Genomic DNA, 15,124 nt, shown 5'->3' on the forward strand with positions numbered 1-15,124 from the left:
CCCCGGGCCGGGCCCAGGGGAAGGCGGGCATCGTCGCACGCGCGCCCCGGGTTGCAAAAACGCAACGCCACGGCACGTGAGCGCAAGAACGGTCAACCAAACCGCCAAAGGCCCGACGCAGCAAGCCTGAGCGGTGAACGGTTCATCCGTTGACGCTGCGCAGCATGTCCGCGTTCAGCGCCGCGCTGCGTAACCGCGGCGCAACGTTTTATCGCCCAAGTCGCCGAAGTGTTTTCGGGATTCGGCCGAAAAACCAGAAATTTCAGCCACTTGGAAGCTTGGCACGACTCTCGCGTAGGTCCTCTCGCGCCGCTTCGACTGCCCCCGAAGCGCACGCCCTGAGTCCTCGCTTCGGAGTACGTCGTCATGTTCGCCATCCCCCGTCGGTTCGACCGCACCGCGCTGCAGCGGGCGATAAGCGCCGCTTTGCCCCGTGCCGTCGCGGCGCTGTTCGCGCTCGCCGGTCAAGTCCACGCCCAGGACGCCGCGCCGAACGCGAACCCGAGCGAGGACCCGAGCGAGGACCCGAGCGTGGTGATCGCCCGCACCGTCCACCCGCGCATCGCCTACCGCGCGCTGCCGGCGCAGGACAATCCGGTACGCACCCAGGCCACGACGTTCCCGGCGCAGATCTTCCACGGCACCCTGGAACGCTCGCTCGCACCGTTGATCGGCGACGCCGAACTCGATCAGCACGGCTCGGCCGGCCTGAGTCCGGCGACCGCCACGCAGGCGTTGACCGGCCTGCTGGTGCCGGCCGATGCGATGGGCGCGGCCAATCCGAATGCGATGCTCGGCGGTTCGGCTTCGGCGCCGCCGATGGGCCCGACCATGAGCGTCGGCGGCGCGGTGAAAAGCGCCACCGCCGGGATCGGCGACCTGGTCACGGGCAGCGTCATGCAGGCCCTGGCGCCGCAAGTCGCGCCGACGCAGGGGCCGGGTCGATGAGCGCGCGGCTGCGTCCACAGCGGCTGACGCCGTTCGGCTTGGCGGCGTGCCTGTTGGCGACCGCGATCTGCAGCGACGCGCGCGCCGCCGAGCCGACCGCGCCCGCAGGCAGCGACCGCGCCCGCATCGCCGATGCCGCCCGCGGCCTCGACGGCCGCGCCGCGATCAACCAGACCGCCGGCGCCGGTAACGCGCAAGCCAATCTCGCCGCGTTCGCGCTCTCGCCCGATGGCCTCGCGCTGGCATCGCTGCATGCCGACCAGCGCATCGGCGAGACCGACATCGATATCGATGCTGACGCCGCACACATCGCCTCCGGCCGCGCCGCATCCGCGCGCATCGACGCGCACGCCGTCGCCGACAGTCGCGGCCTGCTGCAGTTGAACCAGAGCGCGGGCACCGGCAATCGCCAACTCAATGCGTTCGCGCTGAGCAACGGCCGCATCGCGACCGGCATCGTGGTCGCCGGACTCGACGATGCCGCGCTGGCGTCGGTGGCCGGCGCGACGACCGACGACGCCTACAGCGCGAACGCCGCGCCGAGCCTGCGCGAGGCGGTCATCGCCGACGACGCCTTCCGCGGCGGCCAGGGCGTGCTGCAACTGAATCAGACGGCGGGGACCGGCAACGCGTCGGTCAACGCCATCGTGCTCCAACTGCCCGGGGGCGTTCCATAGAAAAAACGGCAGATCGCAAGGTCCAAACCACCACTACCAGGAGTCCGACCCATGAACGTTCAATTCACTCTGCTGGCCCTCGCCCTGAGTCTGACCATCGCCGCGCCGGCCTACGCCGAAGGCGACGATGCGCAGATCCACAGCTCGACCCGCATCGGCAACAGCATCGACGTGTCCGGCAAGGTGCATGTGAAAGGCAAGATCCGCGTCGCGTCCGAATCGGCGGCGACCGTGGATCAGGATCAGATCACCGACAGCAACGAATCGTGGGGCGACGGCGATCACACTGCGCACCTGGGCGGCAACGCCTTGTCGGATGCGCAGGGCAACATCGGCGCCAACGTCGCCGCCGGCGTGGGCAACGCGCAGGCCAACGATACGGCCCTGTCGGCGGTCGACGGCGAGAAGGTGTTCGCTTCGGCGATGACCTTCAACAGCCAGGGCTCGAGCTACAACTACGCGTACTCCTCGCAGCAGGACACCGAATACCGCGCGACCCTCAACGGCGACGCGCTGTCCAACGCCAAGGGCAACATCGGCGTCAACGTCGCCGCCGGCGTCGGCAACGCGCAGAGCAATGCGATGGCCGCCTCGGTCAACAGCTCCGGCACGATCGCCAAGGCCGCCTCCGACAGCGAACAGGATGCGTGGTTGAACGAACTGGCCGCCAATTGCGACCTCGACACCTTCGCCACTCTGTCCGGCAATGCCTTGTCCGGCGCGCAGGGCAACATCGGCGCGAACGTCGCCGCCGGTGTCGGCAACCTGCAGCACAACGGATTGTCGATCGCCACCGCGTCGTGCGGCAGCTGCCAGTGATGCGTGCGCGGCCGCGGCCCGCGCCGCGGCCGCGAACGTCCCGCATTGCATCCGCTTCCCTGAGGAGAACGCACATGAAACTGCACACCACGTTGCTGGCGATCGCGCTGGCCTCGGGCATCGCCCTGCCGGCCCTGGCCGAAGGCGACGATGCCGTCATCGACAGTTCCACTTACGTTGCCAACCAGATCGACGTATCGGGCCGGGTCAAGGTCCGCGGCAAGATCCGCGTCGCATCCGAATCGGCGGCGACCGTCGATCAGGACCAGACCACCTTGCTCAACAGTTCGCTCGGCGACGGTGATCACGACGCGCACTTCGGCGGCGATGCGCTGTCGGATGCGCAAGGCAACATCGGCGCCAATGTCGCCGCGGGTGTCGGCAACGCCCAGGCCAACGACACCGCGCTGTCGGCGGTGGACGGCGAAAAAGTGTTCGCCTCGGCGATGGTGTTCGGCAGCCAGGCCAGCCTGGGCAACTACGCCACCACCAACACCGATCACACCTATTACGACGCCACCCTCGACGGCAACGCGCTGTCCAACGCCAAGGGCAACATCGGCGTCAACGTCGCCGCCGGCGTCGGCAATGCGCAAGGCAACGGCATGGCCGCATCGGTCAACAGCTCCGGCCGCCTGGCCATCGCGACCGCCGACAGCGAACAACTGGCGATCTCGAACCTGCTCGACAGCGACGGCCGTCGCCTGAGCCTGGACCTGTACGCCTCGCTCGACGGCAACGCGCTGTCCGGCGCGCAGGGCAACATCGGCGTCAACGTCGCCTCCGGCGTCGGCAACCTGCAACACAACGGCCTGTCGATCGCGACCGCGTCGTGCGGCGCCTGCGCGCCACCGCCGCCGCCGACCTGCGGCAGTGGCTGCGGCGACTGAATCGCGTTCCACCGCAACCACCACGGTGGCCGTGACGCGGCCACCGTAGTTCCCGCTTCGATCGCGCAACGTCCAGGTGCCGTCCCGCCATGACCGTACATCGAGCCTCGCTGATCGCCGCTGCCATCGCCATCGCGACCCTCGCCGCGCTACACAGCGGCGCCGTTCGCGCGCAGCGCCCGGACGACAGCCGCGCCACGGTCGACCTGACCCGCCTGACCGGCAACGGCGGCATGCCGGTGTTCAAGCCGATGCGCACGCTGCGCGATCTGCGTTACCGCGAACTGCTGCGCCAGCGCTACGACTTCAGCTGCGGCTCGGCGGCATTGGCGAGCCTGCTGCATTACGGCTACGGCCTGGACGTCAGCGAGCCGGAGCTGATCAAGAAGATGATGGTCGGGGTCGATCCCAAGGAAGTGGTGCGCAACGGTTTCTCGATGCTCGACATGAAACGCTACGTCGAGAGCATCGGCATGCGCGCGCACGGCTTCCGCATCGACGCCGATGTCTTGTACCGCTTGCAGATGCCGGTGATCGCGCTGCTCGATCTCAAGGGCTACCGCCATTTCGTCGTGGTCAAGGGCGCGGCGGGCGGGCGGGTGTTCGTCGCCGATCCCGCGCTCGGCCACCGGGTCATGCAGGAAGCCGATTTCGTGCGCGGCTGGAACGGCATCGTGCTGGCCGTGGTCGGCGACCAACCCATGCGCGCCGATTCCTATCTGGTCAACAGCCGCAGCTCGCCCGCGCTGCAGCGACGCGTGGACGCGCTCGATCGCGTCACCGCGCCGCCGCGCGTGGTCGAGTTCGGGCTGGTGATCACCGATCTTTTTTGACGTCGTTTCGCACGTTTCGAGGTGTCCGATGAACTGTCCACGACTCCCCCCGACGCTGTTCTCGGCCCTCTTGGCAGCGGCGGCCGCGTTGCAACCCGCGGCCGCCCTGCCACCTTTGAAAGCTCATGCGGTGACCGCCCATGTCGTCGATGACGCCACCCTGGGCACGATCAGCGGCAAATACTTCGGCGCGCAGATGCTGGTCGGCCTGCGCGTGGACCTGGTGTCCAGCCTCAACACGCCGCAGCACGGCACCGCCTTCGCCAGCGGCTCGTTGCTGGTCGAACGTCGCGGCGGCGGTTTCGAGGTTCAGGTCGATGCGCGCAGCGGCGCCGATGCCGGCAACGCGACGGTCGCCGCGGGCGCGGCCGACGCGAACGCGAGCGGCGCCGAGTCGGTGCAGGTGCGCGGCATCGGTCAGATCGCGCAGATCGCCGGCGACGACAATCGTTTGGGCAACCTGACCTCGATCGGATTCGTCGATCGCGTCGATGCCTCCGGCTTCAACGGCCAGTCGCACAGCCAGGCCAGCGCCGGCGCGATGAGCGCGCGGGTGACCTTCCTCGATGGCGGCGCGCGCATCGCCGTCGACGGCCCCGGCGCATCGCTGCAACAACGCCTGGATCCCGGCGCCAGCGGCGGCATCGCCCAGCTCGGCCGCATCGCCGGCAACGGCGTGGACGCGAGCAATCGCATGCAGCTGCAGATCGTGACCTCGGCGATCACTCCGGAACTGAGTCGGCAACTCGGCTTGCAGCAGGCGTTGGACAGCCTGCGCGCAGTGCCGCGCTGATCGTCTTCCCTCCCTCTTGTCACGGACGCCGAGACCATGCGCCCTCTGCTCGCCCCACTGTCCGTCGCCCTCGCGCTCGCCCTGAGCGCGCCGGCCCACGCCGACGAAGCCGCCACCGATTTCAAGTCGCTGCACCAGCGCATGCTCGACATGAGCCGCGAACTGGCCGCGCAGAAAGCCGAGATCCAGCGGCTGCGCGGTCAGGTCGACGAGCTCGAACTGACCCAGCGCGGACGTGGCCTGAGCGGCGCGCCGCCGTCGCCCGCGCAGCAAAATGAGGCGACCGACAACGCGCGCGATGTGGCCGAACAAGCGCAACGCAAGGCCTCGGCGACCGTCGCGCGCGACGAAGACGACGACGCGCCGGTGCAGGTCGGCCAGACCCAGCGCGCCGAGGACGCGCAGCGCCGCGAACAGGAAAAAGCCCTGGTCGTGCGCGAACACGCGCCGCTGTTCGAACGCAAGTTCACCCTCGACACCGGTTTCAGCTACAGCTATTACGACCGCCGGCAACTGGCGTTGAGCGGCTTTCTGGCGCTGGACGCGATCTTCCTGGGCAGCATCAACCTGGACCAGACCAAGGCCAGCGTCGGCACGTTCGAGCTCAGCGGCCGCTACGGCCTTAGCGACCGGCTCAGCATCGAAGCCAGCCTGCCGTACGTCTACCGCGACTCGCGTTTCGTCAGCGGCGGCGCCGGCGGCGCGTCCAGCGTGGTCAGCGAAGTGCGCATGCGCTCGCAGGGCATCGGCGATGCCAGCATCGCCGCGTACTACCAATGGGTGAAGGAATCGCAGCGCTGGCCCGACATCGTCACCAGCCTGCGCGTGCGCGCGCCGACCGGACGCGACCCGTTCGGCCTGAAACTGATCCAGCCCGACGGCGACAACAACAACCTCAACATCCCCGAGGATCTGCCGACCGGTTCGGGCGTGTGGGCGGCGACGGTCAACGTCTCCGCGCTGCGCACCTACGATCCGGTGATCCTGTTCGGCAACATCGGCTACACCTACAACCAACCGACGAATTTCGACGACATCTCGCCGGTGGCCGAGCAGGTTTCGCCCGCGCGGGTGGAACTGGGCAACAGCATCCAGCTCAGCGGCGGCCTGGCGATCGCGCTCAACGATCGCTCCGCGGTGAGTTTCGCCGTCGCCACCGCCGTCACCGGCGCCACCCACCTGACCGCGCCGGGCGGCGAAAAACGGCGCGTGCCCGGCAGCTCCAGCAACTCGACCACCTTCAATATCGGCGCGAGCTACGTGCTGCCCTCGGGCTGGACGCTCAACGGCCAACTCGCCGCGGGGCTGACGCCGGATGCGCCTAACTTCGTGTTTTCGATGCGCGGGTCGCGGTCGTTTTGAGCGAAGCCGCCCGCATGCGCGCAAGCGCGGGCGGGTGAGCGGTGGCTAGGAGCAGGCCCGGGTGAAATACACTAGGCACAAGGACAACGTAAGGACGCGAAATGCCGAGCGAAGCAAGAATTGCGCTGGACAAGAATCTGGAAGACATCAAAAGCCTACTGTCGCTTCATGGCAATGGAAAAGACGCGGTCGATACGAGCGCGGACGGGATCGAGGTGCTCAATCGCTCGGCCATCGTGCTCCTGACGTCGTTCTGGGAAGCCTATTGCGAAGATATCGCCGCCGAAGGGCTGCAATGCATCGTGGACAACGCGAAGAACGCCGATGCCCTGCCGAAGGAAATAAAGAAAGTCATCGCCAAAAAGCTCAAGGAAGATGCCAACGAACTGGCGCTGTGGTCAATCGCCGACAAGAAATGGCGGGATGTTCTTGGCAGCTACATGGCGGAGCTTAAAGAGGCCAGAGACCGAAAGCTCAATACGCCAAAGTGGGAACGGATCGATGATCTGTTTCGGTCGGCGGTGGGACTGTCGGATATTTCCAAAAACTGGAAAGTGGACGGAAAGCTCAGCGTCGAGGATGCGCGCAAGCAACTGAATGCGTATGTCGAGCTTCGCGGTGAGATCGCGCATCGGGGAAACACGAAAACGGCCGTTTCGAAAAAACAGGTGACGGACTATCTCAGTCTTGTGAAGACCATCGCGTCAAAGACCGGCGGAGCCGTCAAGAAACATGTCTATGCTGCCTGCAAGGTGAAGCTTTACTGAGAACAAGCGATCGTAAGATCCGCAGCGATCCGGATCTCCGATTATGGTTTGAGGTTCGACGGGTGTCTGGCGGTCACGCGCTACGCAGCCGCGGCCAAGCCAGCGTTCGACGATCGAGAAGATAACCAAAAAGCAACGGGCTCACCGCGAAATCGAGCCCGTTGCTTTTAGTTGGCTCAGCCTCGGGACGCGAACGGGCCTCTCATACTCCGAACCACCGATCCTTGATCTCCTCGCAAGCCGCGCCCAGATCGCCGAGCCGGCGCTTGTTGGCTTTCGGCGCGCTCAGAATGCTGCGCGTGGCGATATCGACGACGTAGCAACGATCGGGATTGACCGTGCCGGGCGCCGACAGGTTGTGTTCCAGATGCGCGCGCAGCGCGGTGGCGACGTAGGCGGCGCTGCGGCCGTCCAATGGCTGGGTGCGGGAGAAGTGCAGCTTGACGCAGCCGACGACCTCCTGCGTCGCCGGGTCCAGCAGCAGCGCTTCCGGACGCATCACCACTTTTACTCCGGCCAGTTCGAGCCCGTCGCTGGAAAAGGTGTCCACGCGCACCGCGGTCAGCGCGCCGAGCTTGATGTCCTCGCAGATATCCAGGAACGCGGTGATCGCATGCGCCGAATGTATGCGGTCCTGGACCGCGAAGTCGCCGCCGTCGGTGTTCTCGCGCAGCGCTTCGGCCGCGGCCAGCGCGGCCGCGTCGTCGACCATGTTCGAGGCGATGTGCTCGGCGATCACTTCGCGCGCGTCGCGGTAGCGGGTGGATTTGAACAGCGGCGGGTTCTTCTGGTCCTTGACGATCTGCCGCCGCCGCGTCGGCGTGGCCATCATGTATTCGCCGAGTTGATTGACCGAAATCCTTGGCTTCATCCCTGACTCCCCAGTCTTGGTTAGTCCGGAAATTATGGGTGATCGCCGTCACACGGCCTGAGATTCCTCATCGGCTTCGTCCTCGCTGCCGCGCATGCCCAGACGTTGCATCAGCCGGTACAAGGTCACCCGCGACACGCCCAGTTCGCGCGCCGATTCGCCCAGGCGACGGCGGTTGCGGTGCAGGGCGCGTTCGATCGCTTCGCGGGTGGCGGCGTCGCGAGCTTCCTCCAGGGTGACCGGCAGGCCGTCGCCGGCATCGTCGATGTGCAGGTCGGCGGCGGTGATGTAGCGGCCTTCGGCCATGATCACCGCCTGGCGCACGCGGTTGATCAGTTCGCGCACGTTGCCCGGCCACGGGTGGCGGTGCAGGGCCTGGCGCGCGCACGGCGAGAAGCCCTTGATCCCGCGCGAGGTTTCCTGGGCGTAGCGCTGCAGGGCGTGGTCGGCGATCAGGTCGATGTCGCCGCCGCGTTCGCGCAGCGGCGGTTGTTCCAGACGCAGCACGCACAGGCGATGGAACAGGTCGGCGCGAAAGCGCCCGGCGGCGATGGCGTCGTCGAGGTCGTGGTGGGTGGCCGAGACGATGCGCACGTCGACCGGAATCTGTTCGTGGCCGCCCAGGCGCTCGATCGAACCTTGCTGCAGGAACCGCAGCAGCGAGGCCTGGCTGTCCATCGGCAGGTCGCCGATCTCGTCGAGGAACAAGGTGCCGCCGTTGGCCATCTCGATGCGGCCGAGCTTGCGCTGCTGCGCGCCGGTGAAGGCGCCGCGTTCGTAGCCGAACAGTTCGGACTGGACCAGGTTGTGCGGGATCGAGCCGCAGTTGATCGCGACGAAGGGATGGCGCTGGCGGTGCGAGTGGCGGTGGACCGCCATCGCGGCCAGTTCCTTGCCGGTGCCGGTTTCGCCGGCGATGAACACCGGCGCGTCGGTCGCGGCGGCCTTGTGCAGGCCGCGGCACAGGCTGCGGATGGGCTGGCTCTCGCCGATCATGCCGTCGACGCCGCCGGCGCCGATGCTGTCGGCGTCGTGGCCGCAGGCCAGCGCGGCCATGCCGTAGGCGTGGCCGATCACCGTGTGCAGCACCGCTTCCGGGCACGGCAGGGTGACGTAGTCGTAGCAGTAGTCGCGGATCAGCCGGCGCGCGTGTTCGTCGTCGAGCTGGGCCGCGGCGATGCCGGCGATCCAGCCGGCGTTCTGGGTCGCCAGGGCCGGGCCGAGTTCGTCCAGATCGCGGGCGTCGAAGCCCTCGCGCAGGTCGATCAGCACCGCGTGCGGCAGCTGCGGCTGGGACTGCAGCATGCGCAGGGCGGTGCGCGCGTCGGCGGCGCGGCGCAGGGTCCAGCCCAGGGTCTGCAGCGGCGCCAGCGCATGCATGCGGCCGGCCCCGCCGGGGCTGAGGTAGATCAGCTCGCGCGCGCCGTCGCCGCGCGAGGCGATCGAGCGGGCGGCGGCATGACGGCTGTTGGTACGACGACTCCCCAAGTCGCCGCGAGTGGTGTTGGACATTGGAGCTTCCCCGCCGGCGCAAATGCGCCAGCACCTGCAAGTCCTTAGGCAAACGCGGGGCGCGGCAAAAGCCGGTCATCGGCGGCCGGTGCGGCGGGCGCGGCGCGTTTAAGCGACCGCGCCCGGGTCCGGGACGCACCGTACGCGCGCGAACAGCGCGCTTCGTCTTCAGTCGGCCGGTGGCGGGTCAACCGGTTGGGCGCGCGCGAGACATCGAGGTCCCGCCGGGACGGCCCGATAGCGCGCGCCACGAAAGCGCGATCCGGCTCAGCCCTGCCCGGCGTCGTACTCGTGGTGGTAACGCACCGCGGTTTCGACCTCGCTCTTGCTGCCCAGGAACACCGGCACGCGCATGTGCAGGCCGGTCGGTTCGACCTCGAGCATGCGCTGGCGTCCGGTGCTGGCCGCGCCGCCGGCCTGTTCGACCAGGAACGCCATCGGGTTGGCCTCGTACATCAGCCGCAGCTTGCCGCCCTGGGCCGCGCACTTGGCGTCGAGCGGATAGCTGAAGATGCCGCCGCGGGTCAGGATGCGATGCACGTCGGCGACCATCGAGGCCACCCAGCGCATGTTGAAGTCCTTGCCGCGCGGACCTTCCTTGCCGGCCAGCAGATCGCCCACGTAGGCCTGCATCGGCGGCTGCCAGTGGCGCTGGTTGGACATGTTGACCGCGAATTCCTTGGTGTCCTCGGGGATCCGCATGCCGCGCGTGGTCATCACGAAGCTGCCGACTTCGCGGTCCAGGGTGAACGAGTGGGTGCCGTTGCCGATGGTCAGCACCAGCATCGTGCTCGGGCCGTAGGTGGTGTAGCCGGCGCAGACCTGTTCGCTGCCGGGCTGCAGGAAGTCCTTGTCGGCGGCCTGGGTGACGCCGTCGGGGCAGCGCAGCACCGAGAAGATCGTGCCGACCGAGATGTTGACGTCGATGTTGCTGGAGCCGTCGAGCGGATCGAACAGCAGCAGGTAGTTGCCGCGCGGGTAGACGTCGGGGATCGGGTGCGAGGTGTCCATTTCCTCCGAGGCCAGGCCGGCGAGGTGGCCGCCCCAGGCGTTGGCTTCGAGCAGGATCTCGTTGCTGAGCACGTCGAGCTTCTTCTGCGCCTCGCCCTGGATGTTCATGCTGGCCTGTCCGGGCGTGCCGGCCTCGCCGAGCACGCCGCCCAGCGCGCCTTTGCCGACCGCGATCGAGATGGTCTTGCAGGCGCGGGCGACCACTTCGATCAGCAGGCGCAGGTCGGGGTTGATGCGCCCGGCGCGCTGTTCTTCGATCAGGTAACGGGTCAGGGAGATGGGGCTGGTGCTGGGATTGAGAACGGCGGACATGGCTCGGGGCGGTGGCGGCGAGGGCCGCCATTGTCGCCGATGCGGATGACCGGCCGGGCGGCCGCCGCGCGACGCGTTCAGTTTTTTGCGGGTGCGAGCGAGGCCGGGTGGGCCGGTTGCGCGCCGGGGCGGCCGCCGCGTTCTGGCTTGGCCTGGACGGCGTGCTGCTCGCGGTGGGGCCGCTAGGGCCTGCCCCAGACTGAGCGCACGGCGCATCGAAAACGCCGGTCGTGCTGTCGGGATGCTGCTGTGATCGGAGCATCCTGATTGCGATCACGACCTGGCCTGCCCGGCATGCGAACCGAAACGTGTCGATAGCGGCGGTTGCCTTCTGCACTGCTATCTTGCAGCCATCGAACCGCACAGGCCCCACGGGACCTTGGACGCATGAAACTGGCGGAGTACAACCGGCTGAGGGCGCCCACCGATTCCGGTCCGCTGCTTGCCTGGATCGCGATTGTCATCGCCCTGCTGGGCAGCCTCGCGCAGTCGACCATCGTCGTCGTCGCTTCGGTAGCCATCGCGATCTTCATTCTGGTGGGGCTGAGCGTGCGCTCGGTTCGGCGACTCAACAGCGCCGATCAATTTCGCTGCCCGACCTGTGGCAACACGCCGCACCAATGGGTGGCCCCCGACCCGTCCGACGACAGGGTATGCACCAACTATCAGACCGACGTGTGTCTCCACTGCCGATCGGATCTGCGCCGGCCCGAAGATAGCAGTGCATGACATCAGGCGGCGGGCCTGTGCTTGAAGGGGATGCGGAGGGGACGCGCGCCGGGTGGAACGCGATCGCCGCGCGGCCGTGAACGCGCGCGGCGGGCCGCGCTCAGTTCTTCGGCCCGCAGGTGGCGTCGTCCGGGTCGGCGGCGGGGCGGTCGGCCAGCTGGATCGAATCGGCTTCGCGGCGCAGGTGGCGTTCGGTCACGCCGAAGCTCTGGGCGACCTCGCGCTGGCTGCGCCCGGCGCGCACCGCGGCGCGGATCGCGACCCGGCGCAGGCCGACGAACACGCCCCAGGCCGAGGGGATCTCAATGGTGCCGGCGGCGCTGGCGCGGTCGAGCAGGCGCCGGTGGGTGGGCGCGTCCAGGGCCACGCCCAGGCGCACCGAACACGCGGTGCGCCCGCGCGGCAGGTACAGCCGGCGGCCGCCGTGGCGGCGCACCAGCCGCAGCATCGCGGCGAACCCGCCGAGCGCGGCGACCTCGGCGGCGACCCACGGCAGCGAGGCGAGCACGGTGATGCGGTGGTCTTCGCAGAACCGGCACAGCGATTCGAAATCGGCCGAATCCGGCGACGGCAGTCCGGCGAAGTAGGGATGGGCGAGGGCGGTGGTATCGCCGGCGTCGGTCCGCGGGCTGGGGGGATAAGTCATGCCAGTCAGAACGCGGGGTCGGGGTGGCCGTGAAGGGGCGCGGCCTCGCGCGGCGTGGGAATGTCTGGTTCGATCCGGTTGCGATGGCGTGGGCGATGAATCGCCGCATCGGTCGGGCAACGGTGGCGCGATCGCGATGAAGTCGCGACGGATGCATTGCGCGCCTCGGCCATCGCGACCATCGCAGCCTCCGGCTTGAGGCGCCGGCCCGATATCGCGATCCAGCCGACACCGGGGCCTGCGTTCAAACACGTCGGCGATGTACGGCGCGCGCGGTCGTCGCGCCGCGCGCGCGCCTCGGCCGCGGATTCACGAACCCGCTCGCGAAGCGTTTGTACAGGCAACCCGGTTCGCAGCGCGGGCCGGTCCCGCCTCGTGTTTCCATTACCTCATTGGAGTCCGCCATGATCCACGCCGCCTCGCGTCGCGTCCCCACCGTCCGCCGCGTCCTCGCCGCGCTCGCCGTCCCGCTGGCCCTGTGCGCCGCGCCGGCGTTCGCGCAGGTCGCCTGCACCAACATCAACACCGTGCAGATTTCGTCCTCGCCGCTGATGAACAACGAATACGGCGGCCATCTCAACGCCCACATCCGCGGCCAGGTCCCGCCGCAGGGTTTCACTCAATACAACCGCACCCTGTTCCGCGACGCGCAGGACTGGAACGAGGCCTACAACACCCTGGCCGCCCAGAACCCGCCGCTGTACTGCGCGCAGAATCCGCAGCCCGACGCCGAGGCCGCGCGCGATCTGCCGATCCAGTTTTTCTCGTACCAGTGCACCGCCGCCAACGCCGCCGGCGTATGCACCGCCGGTCGCGAAATCCAGACCAATACGGTGCGCGTGGTGATGCGCTTCATCAACCGGCGCTGGGTGCTTTACACCGCGTATCCGATTCCGCGCTGAGGCTCGTGCCCGCGCGACCGGGCGTTTGACCACGCACCCGCGCGCGGCGTCCTGCCGCGCGAGGGCGCGTCGGCGCCCGACGCGAGCGACACGCAGGACCGCGCGCGGCGCGAATCCACCCGCGCCGGCAACGGCCGCCGCGCGGCCAGGCGCTACCATGCACGCACCCGAGCTTTCGCCGATCGTGTGCCCGAGTCCGCGCCCCGCCGCAAGATCCTGCATGTCGACATGGACGCGTTCTACGCGTCGGTGGAGCAGCGCGATGCGCCGGAACTGCGCGGCCAGCCGGTGGTGGTGGCCTGGCGCGGCGCGCGCTCGGTGGTGTGCGCGGCCAGTTACGAGGCGCGCAAGTTCGGCGTGCGTTCGGCGATGCCGGCGGTGCGCGCCGAGCGTTTGTGTCCGCATGCGGTGTTCGTGCCGCCGGACTTCGTGCGCTACAAGGCGGTCTCGCGCCAGGTGCGCGAAATCTTCGCCCGCCACACCGACCTGATCGAGCCCTTGTCGCTGGACGAAGCGTATCTGGACGTCACCACGACCAAGACCGGATTGCCGTCGGCGACCGCGACCGCCGAGGCGATCCGCGACGCGATCCGCGAGGAAACCCGGCTGACCGCATCGGCCGGGGTGGCGCCGAACAAGTTCGTGGCCAAGATCGCCTCGGACTGGAACAAGCCCGACGGCCTGTTCGTGGTCAAGCCGCATCAGGTCGAGGCGTTCCTGGCGCCGCTGCCGGTCGGGCGTTTGCCCGGCGTGGGCAAGGTCATGGAGGCCAAGCTGGCCGAACTGGGCGTGAGCATCGTCACCGACCTGCGCGCGCTCGGCGCGCTCGCGCTGGAGCAGCGCTTCGGCCGCTGGGGCCGGCGCCTGCACGAACTGGCGCACGGCATCGACGAGCATCCGGTCGAACCGGAGCGGCCGACCCTGCAGATTTCCTCGGAAGACACCTTCGAACGGGATCTGCCGCTGAGCGAGGTCGAGACCGACATCCGCCGCCTGGCCGGCAAGACCTGGGCCGGCTACCAGCGCGAACTGCAGCGCAACCCGGGACGGATCGCGCGCACGGTGGTGCTCAAGCTCAAGACCTCGGACTTCCGCATCCTGACCCGCAGCCTGACCGCGCCGCACCCGCCCAGCGGCGAAGCCGAGCTGGCCGACCTCGCCAGCGCCCTGCGCGCGCGGGTCGATCTGCCGGCGCAGACCTTGTACCGGCTGGTCGGCGTGGGCCTGTCGGGTTTCGTCGATGAAGACGAGGACGCGGCGATGTTGCAGACCGATCTGTTCGATGGCGAAGACGACATCGACGATCAGTAACCCGACACGCCGCGAATACCGCCGAAAGCGACTGTAGGAGCGGCGCGAGCCGCGACCGCGACCTCTCGACGACGACGCATGCGAGGTTTCGCGGTCGCGGCTCGCGCCGCTCCTACAGGGAGATTGCGTGACCCGCACGCGCGGCGTGTAGGCCTGCGTGACCGATCAAGCCTGGGCGACGTCGCTTTCCATCCGCATCACATACCGCACCGCCTCGATCCGCACCGCCTCGATCCGCACCGCGCGCAGCGGCGCATCGAGTTCGCGCGCGGCTTCGCTCCAGGCCGGCGACTGGCATTGCAGGTTGAGGCAGCCGAAGCGCTGGGCGGCGTCGAGCGCATGGCGCAGCAGTTCGGTCTCCACGCCGCGATCGCGGCCGGCCGCGCGCAGGTAGGGCTCGTCCAGATGCAGGCAGTAGGCGCGTTCGAGCATCGAGAAGCCGGCGGTCGCGCTGGCGTAGCCGACCACCGCGCCGTCGATTTCGGCGATCCAGGCCCAGGCGCCGAACGGCGGCTCGAACAGCACCTCCAGCAGTTCCAGCGGCTGCGCGCGCGGCGGGCCGTAGGGACGGCGCTCGAGCGCGCGGTTGCCGGCGTGCTCTTCGCACAGGGCGATCAGGATCGGCGCATCGGCGCGGACGACGGGACGCACCACCAGCCCGGGGGCGGGTAAGAGGTGGACGGCGGCGGTTTCGGATACGGCGAGCGGGGCATTCATCGCGGAGGTCCGGGACAGGGGAGG

General features: G+C 68.6%; 17 protein-coding genes. 11 read left to right on the forward strand and 6 right to left on the reverse strand.

All coding sequences use genetic code 11. The annotated features are described in order from the left end of the window. The first annotated feature begins 366 nt into the window (after window positions 1-366). From IEQ11_RS00160 to IEQ11_RS00195, 8 genes are all read left to right on the forward strand, one after another. Window positions 367-948: a hypothetical protein gene (locus IEQ11_RS00160; protein ID WP_191823486.1), complete on the forward strand. Its 582-nt coding sequence runs from the start codon at window positions 367-369 to the stop codon at window positions 946-948. Continuing rightward, window positions 945-1,625: a hypothetical protein gene (locus tag IEQ11_RS00165; protein ID WP_191823485.1), complete on the forward strand. Its 681-nt coding sequence runs from the start codon at window positions 945-947 to the stop codon at window positions 1,623-1,625. The genes IEQ11_RS00160 and IEQ11_RS00165 overlap by 4 nt, the downstream gene beginning before the upstream one ends. A gap of 51 nt (window positions 1,626-1,676) precedes the next feature. Next, entirely contained in the window at window positions 1,677-2,444 is a 768-nt protein-coding gene (locus IEQ11_RS00170) for a cell surface protein (protein WP_096411428.1), read from the forward strand. 74 nt (window positions 2,445-2,518) lie between these two features. Continuing rightward, window positions 2,519-3,334 carry a cell surface protein gene (locus IEQ11_RS00175; protein WP_191823484.1) on the forward strand — a complete coding sequence of 272 codons (816 nt, stop codon included), beginning with the start codon at window positions 2,519-2,521 and terminating at the stop codon, window positions 3,332-3,334. An 89-nt stretch (window positions 3,335-3,423) separates the two neighbouring features. Then, entirely contained in the window at window positions 3,424-4,167 is a 744-nt protein-coding gene (locus tag IEQ11_RS00180) for a C39 family peptidase (RefSeq protein ID WP_191823483.1), read from the forward strand. Window positions 4,168-4,297: 130 nt separating this feature from the next. Continuing rightward, on the forward strand, window positions 4,298-4,960 hold the full coding sequence (locus tag IEQ11_RS00185; RefSeq protein ID WP_191823482.1) for a hypothetical protein: 663 nt from the start codon (window positions 4,298-4,300) through the stop codon (window positions 4,958-4,960). Window positions 4,961-4,996: 36 nt separating this feature from the next. Further along, complete coding sequence (locus tag IEQ11_RS00190; protein ID WP_191823481.1) at window positions 4,997-6,322, forward strand: transporter; 1,326 nt, start codon at window positions 4,997-4,999, stop codon at window positions 6,320-6,322. Window positions 6,323-6,423: 101 nt separating this feature from the next. Continuing rightward, a complete protein-coding gene (locus tag IEQ11_RS00195; protein ID WP_057920297.1) occupies window positions 6,424-7,089 on the forward strand; it encodes a HEPN domain-containing protein in 666 nt (221 codons plus the stop codon). A 202-nt stretch (window positions 7,090-7,291) separates the two neighbouring features. On the opposite strand, the gene IEQ11_RS00200 is transcribed toward IEQ11_RS00195, so the two are convergent. The 3 genes from IEQ11_RS00200 to IEQ11_RS00210 all read right to left on the reverse strand — a co-directional run bounded on the left by IEQ11_RS00200 (window position 7,292) and on the right by IEQ11_RS00210 (window position 10,795). Next, window positions 7,292-7,960 carry a hypothetical protein gene (locus IEQ11_RS00200; RefSeq protein ID WP_046658580.1) on the reverse strand — a complete coding sequence of 223 codons (669 nt, stop codon included), beginning with the start codon at window positions 7,958-7,960 and terminating at the stop codon, window positions 7,292-7,294. Between the two features lie 48 nt (window positions 7,961-8,008). Next, complete coding sequence (locus tag IEQ11_RS00205; protein WP_198338941.1) at window positions 8,009-9,472, reverse strand: sigma-54 dependent transcriptional regulator; 1,464 nt, start codon at window positions 9,470-9,472, stop codon at window positions 8,009-8,011. Window positions 9,473-9,739: 267 nt separating this feature from the next. Next, complete coding sequence (locus IEQ11_RS00210) at window positions 9,740-10,795, reverse strand: class 1 fructose-bisphosphatase (protein WP_191823480.1); 1,056 nt, start codon at window positions 10,793-10,795, stop codon at window positions 9,740-9,742. Window positions 10,796-11,182: 387 nt separating this feature from the next. On the opposite strand from IEQ11_RS00210, the gene IEQ11_RS00215 reads away from it, so the two are divergent. Then, on the forward strand, window positions 11,183-11,524 hold the full coding sequence (locus IEQ11_RS00215; RefSeq protein ID WP_191823479.1) for a hypothetical protein: 342 nt from the start codon (window positions 11,183-11,185) through the stop codon (window positions 11,522-11,524). Window positions 11,525-11,624: 100 nt separating this feature from the next. Here the strand turns inward: IEQ11_RS00215 and IEQ11_RS00220 are convergent, their stop codons facing one another. Together IEQ11_RS00220 and IEQ11_RS00225 are read right to left on the reverse strand one after the other, a co-directional pair. Next, complete coding sequence (locus IEQ11_RS00220) at window positions 11,625-12,170, reverse strand: hypothetical protein (protein WP_036103382.1); 546 nt, start codon at window positions 12,168-12,170, stop codon at window positions 11,625-11,627. A 5-nt stretch (window positions 12,171-12,175) separates the two neighbouring features. Then, a complete protein-coding gene (locus IEQ11_RS00225) occupies window positions 12,176-12,352 on the reverse strand; it encodes a hypothetical protein (RefSeq protein ID WP_191823478.1) in 177 nt (58 codons plus the stop codon). A gap of 222 nt (window positions 12,353-12,574) precedes the next feature. On the opposite strand from IEQ11_RS00225, the gene IEQ11_RS00230 reads away from it, so the two are divergent. Further along, window positions 12,575-13,072 carry a hypothetical protein gene (locus IEQ11_RS00230; RefSeq protein ID WP_157753708.1) on the forward strand — a complete coding sequence of 166 codons (498 nt, stop codon included), beginning with the start codon at window positions 12,575-12,577 and terminating at the stop codon, window positions 13,070-13,072. A 186-nt stretch (window positions 13,073-13,258) separates the two neighbouring features. After that, a complete protein-coding gene (dinB, locus tag IEQ11_RS00235) occupies window positions 13,259-14,383 on the forward strand; it encodes a DNA polymerase IV (RefSeq protein ID WP_281439898.1) in 1,125 nt (374 codons plus the stop codon). Between the two features lie 165 nt (window positions 14,384-14,548). Here dinB and IEQ11_RS00240 read toward each other — a convergent pair whose 3' ends face one another. Next, a complete protein-coding gene (locus IEQ11_RS00240; protein WP_191823476.1) occupies window positions 14,549-15,100 on the reverse strand; it encodes a GNAT family N-acetyltransferase in 552 nt (183 codons plus the stop codon). Between the last annotated feature and the right edge of the window lie 24 nt (window positions 15,101-15,124).

Origin of the sequence: Lysobacter capsici (genome assembly GCF_014779555.2) — a bacterium.
Classification (GTDB): domain Bacteria; phylum Pseudomonadota; class Gammaproteobacteria; order Xanthomonadales; family Xanthomonadaceae; genus Lysobacter; species Lysobacter capsici.

What these genes read in the sequence shown, in the direction of transcription:
- IEQ11_RS00200 (WP_046658580.1), bottom strand. Translation starts at nt 7,960, where the DNA reads ATGAAGCCAAGGATTTCGGTCAATCAACTCGGCGAATACATGATGGCC.
- IEQ11_RS00175 (WP_191823484.1), top strand. Translation starts at nt 2,519, where the DNA reads ATGAAACTGCACACCACGTTGCTGGCGATCGCGCTGGCCTCGGGCATC.
- IEQ11_RS00210 (WP_191823480.1), bottom strand. Translation starts at nt 10,795, where the DNA reads ATGTCCGCCGTTCTCAATCCCAGCACCAGCCCCATCTCCCTGACCCGT.
- IEQ11_RS00165 (WP_191823485.1), top strand. Translation starts at nt 945, where the DNA reads ATGAGCGCGCGGCTGCGTCCACAGCGGCTGACGCCGTTCGGCTTGGCG.
- IEQ11_RS00225 (WP_191823478.1), bottom strand. Translation starts at nt 12,352, where the DNA reads ATGGTCGCGATGGCCGAGGCGCGCAATGCATCCGTCGCGACTTCATCG.
- IEQ11_RS00230 (WP_157753708.1), top strand. Translation starts at nt 12,575, where the DNA reads ATGATCCACGCCGCCTCGCGTCGCGTCCCCACCGTCCGCCGCGTCCTC.
- IEQ11_RS00180 (WP_191823483.1), top strand. Translation starts at nt 3,424, where the DNA reads ATGACCGTACATCGAGCCTCGCTGATCGCCGCTGCCATCGCCATCGCG.
- IEQ11_RS00215 (WP_191823479.1), top strand. Translation starts at nt 11,183, where the DNA reads ATGAAACTGGCGGAGTACAACCGGCTGAGGGCGCCCACCGATTCCGGT.
- IEQ11_RS00195 (WP_057920297.1), top strand. Translation starts at nt 6,424, where the DNA reads ATGCCGAGCGAAGCAAGAATTGCGCTGGACAAGAATCTGGAAGACATC.
- IEQ11_RS00205 (WP_198338941.1), bottom strand. Translation starts at nt 9,472, where the DNA reads ATGTCCAACACCACTCGCGGCGACTTGGGGAGTCGTCGTACCAACAGC.
- IEQ11_RS00220 (WP_036103382.1), bottom strand. Translation starts at nt 12,170, where the DNA reads ATGACTTATCCCCCCAGCCCGCGGACCGACGCCGGCGATACCACCGCC.
- IEQ11_RS00240 (WP_191823476.1), bottom strand. Translation starts at nt 15,100, where the DNA reads ATGAATGCCCCGCTCGCCGTATCCGAAACCGCCGCCGTCCACCTCTTA.
- IEQ11_RS00170 (WP_096411428.1), top strand. Translation starts at nt 1,677, where the DNA reads ATGAACGTTCAATTCACTCTGCTGGCCCTCGCCCTGAGTCTGACCATC.
- IEQ11_RS00190 (WP_191823481.1), top strand. Translation starts at nt 4,997, where the DNA reads ATGCGCCCTCTGCTCGCCCCACTGTCCGTCGCCCTCGCGCTCGCCCTG.
- IEQ11_RS00160 (WP_191823486.1), top strand. Translation starts at nt 367, where the DNA reads ATGTTCGCCATCCCCCGTCGGTTCGACCGCACCGCGCTGCAGCGGGCG.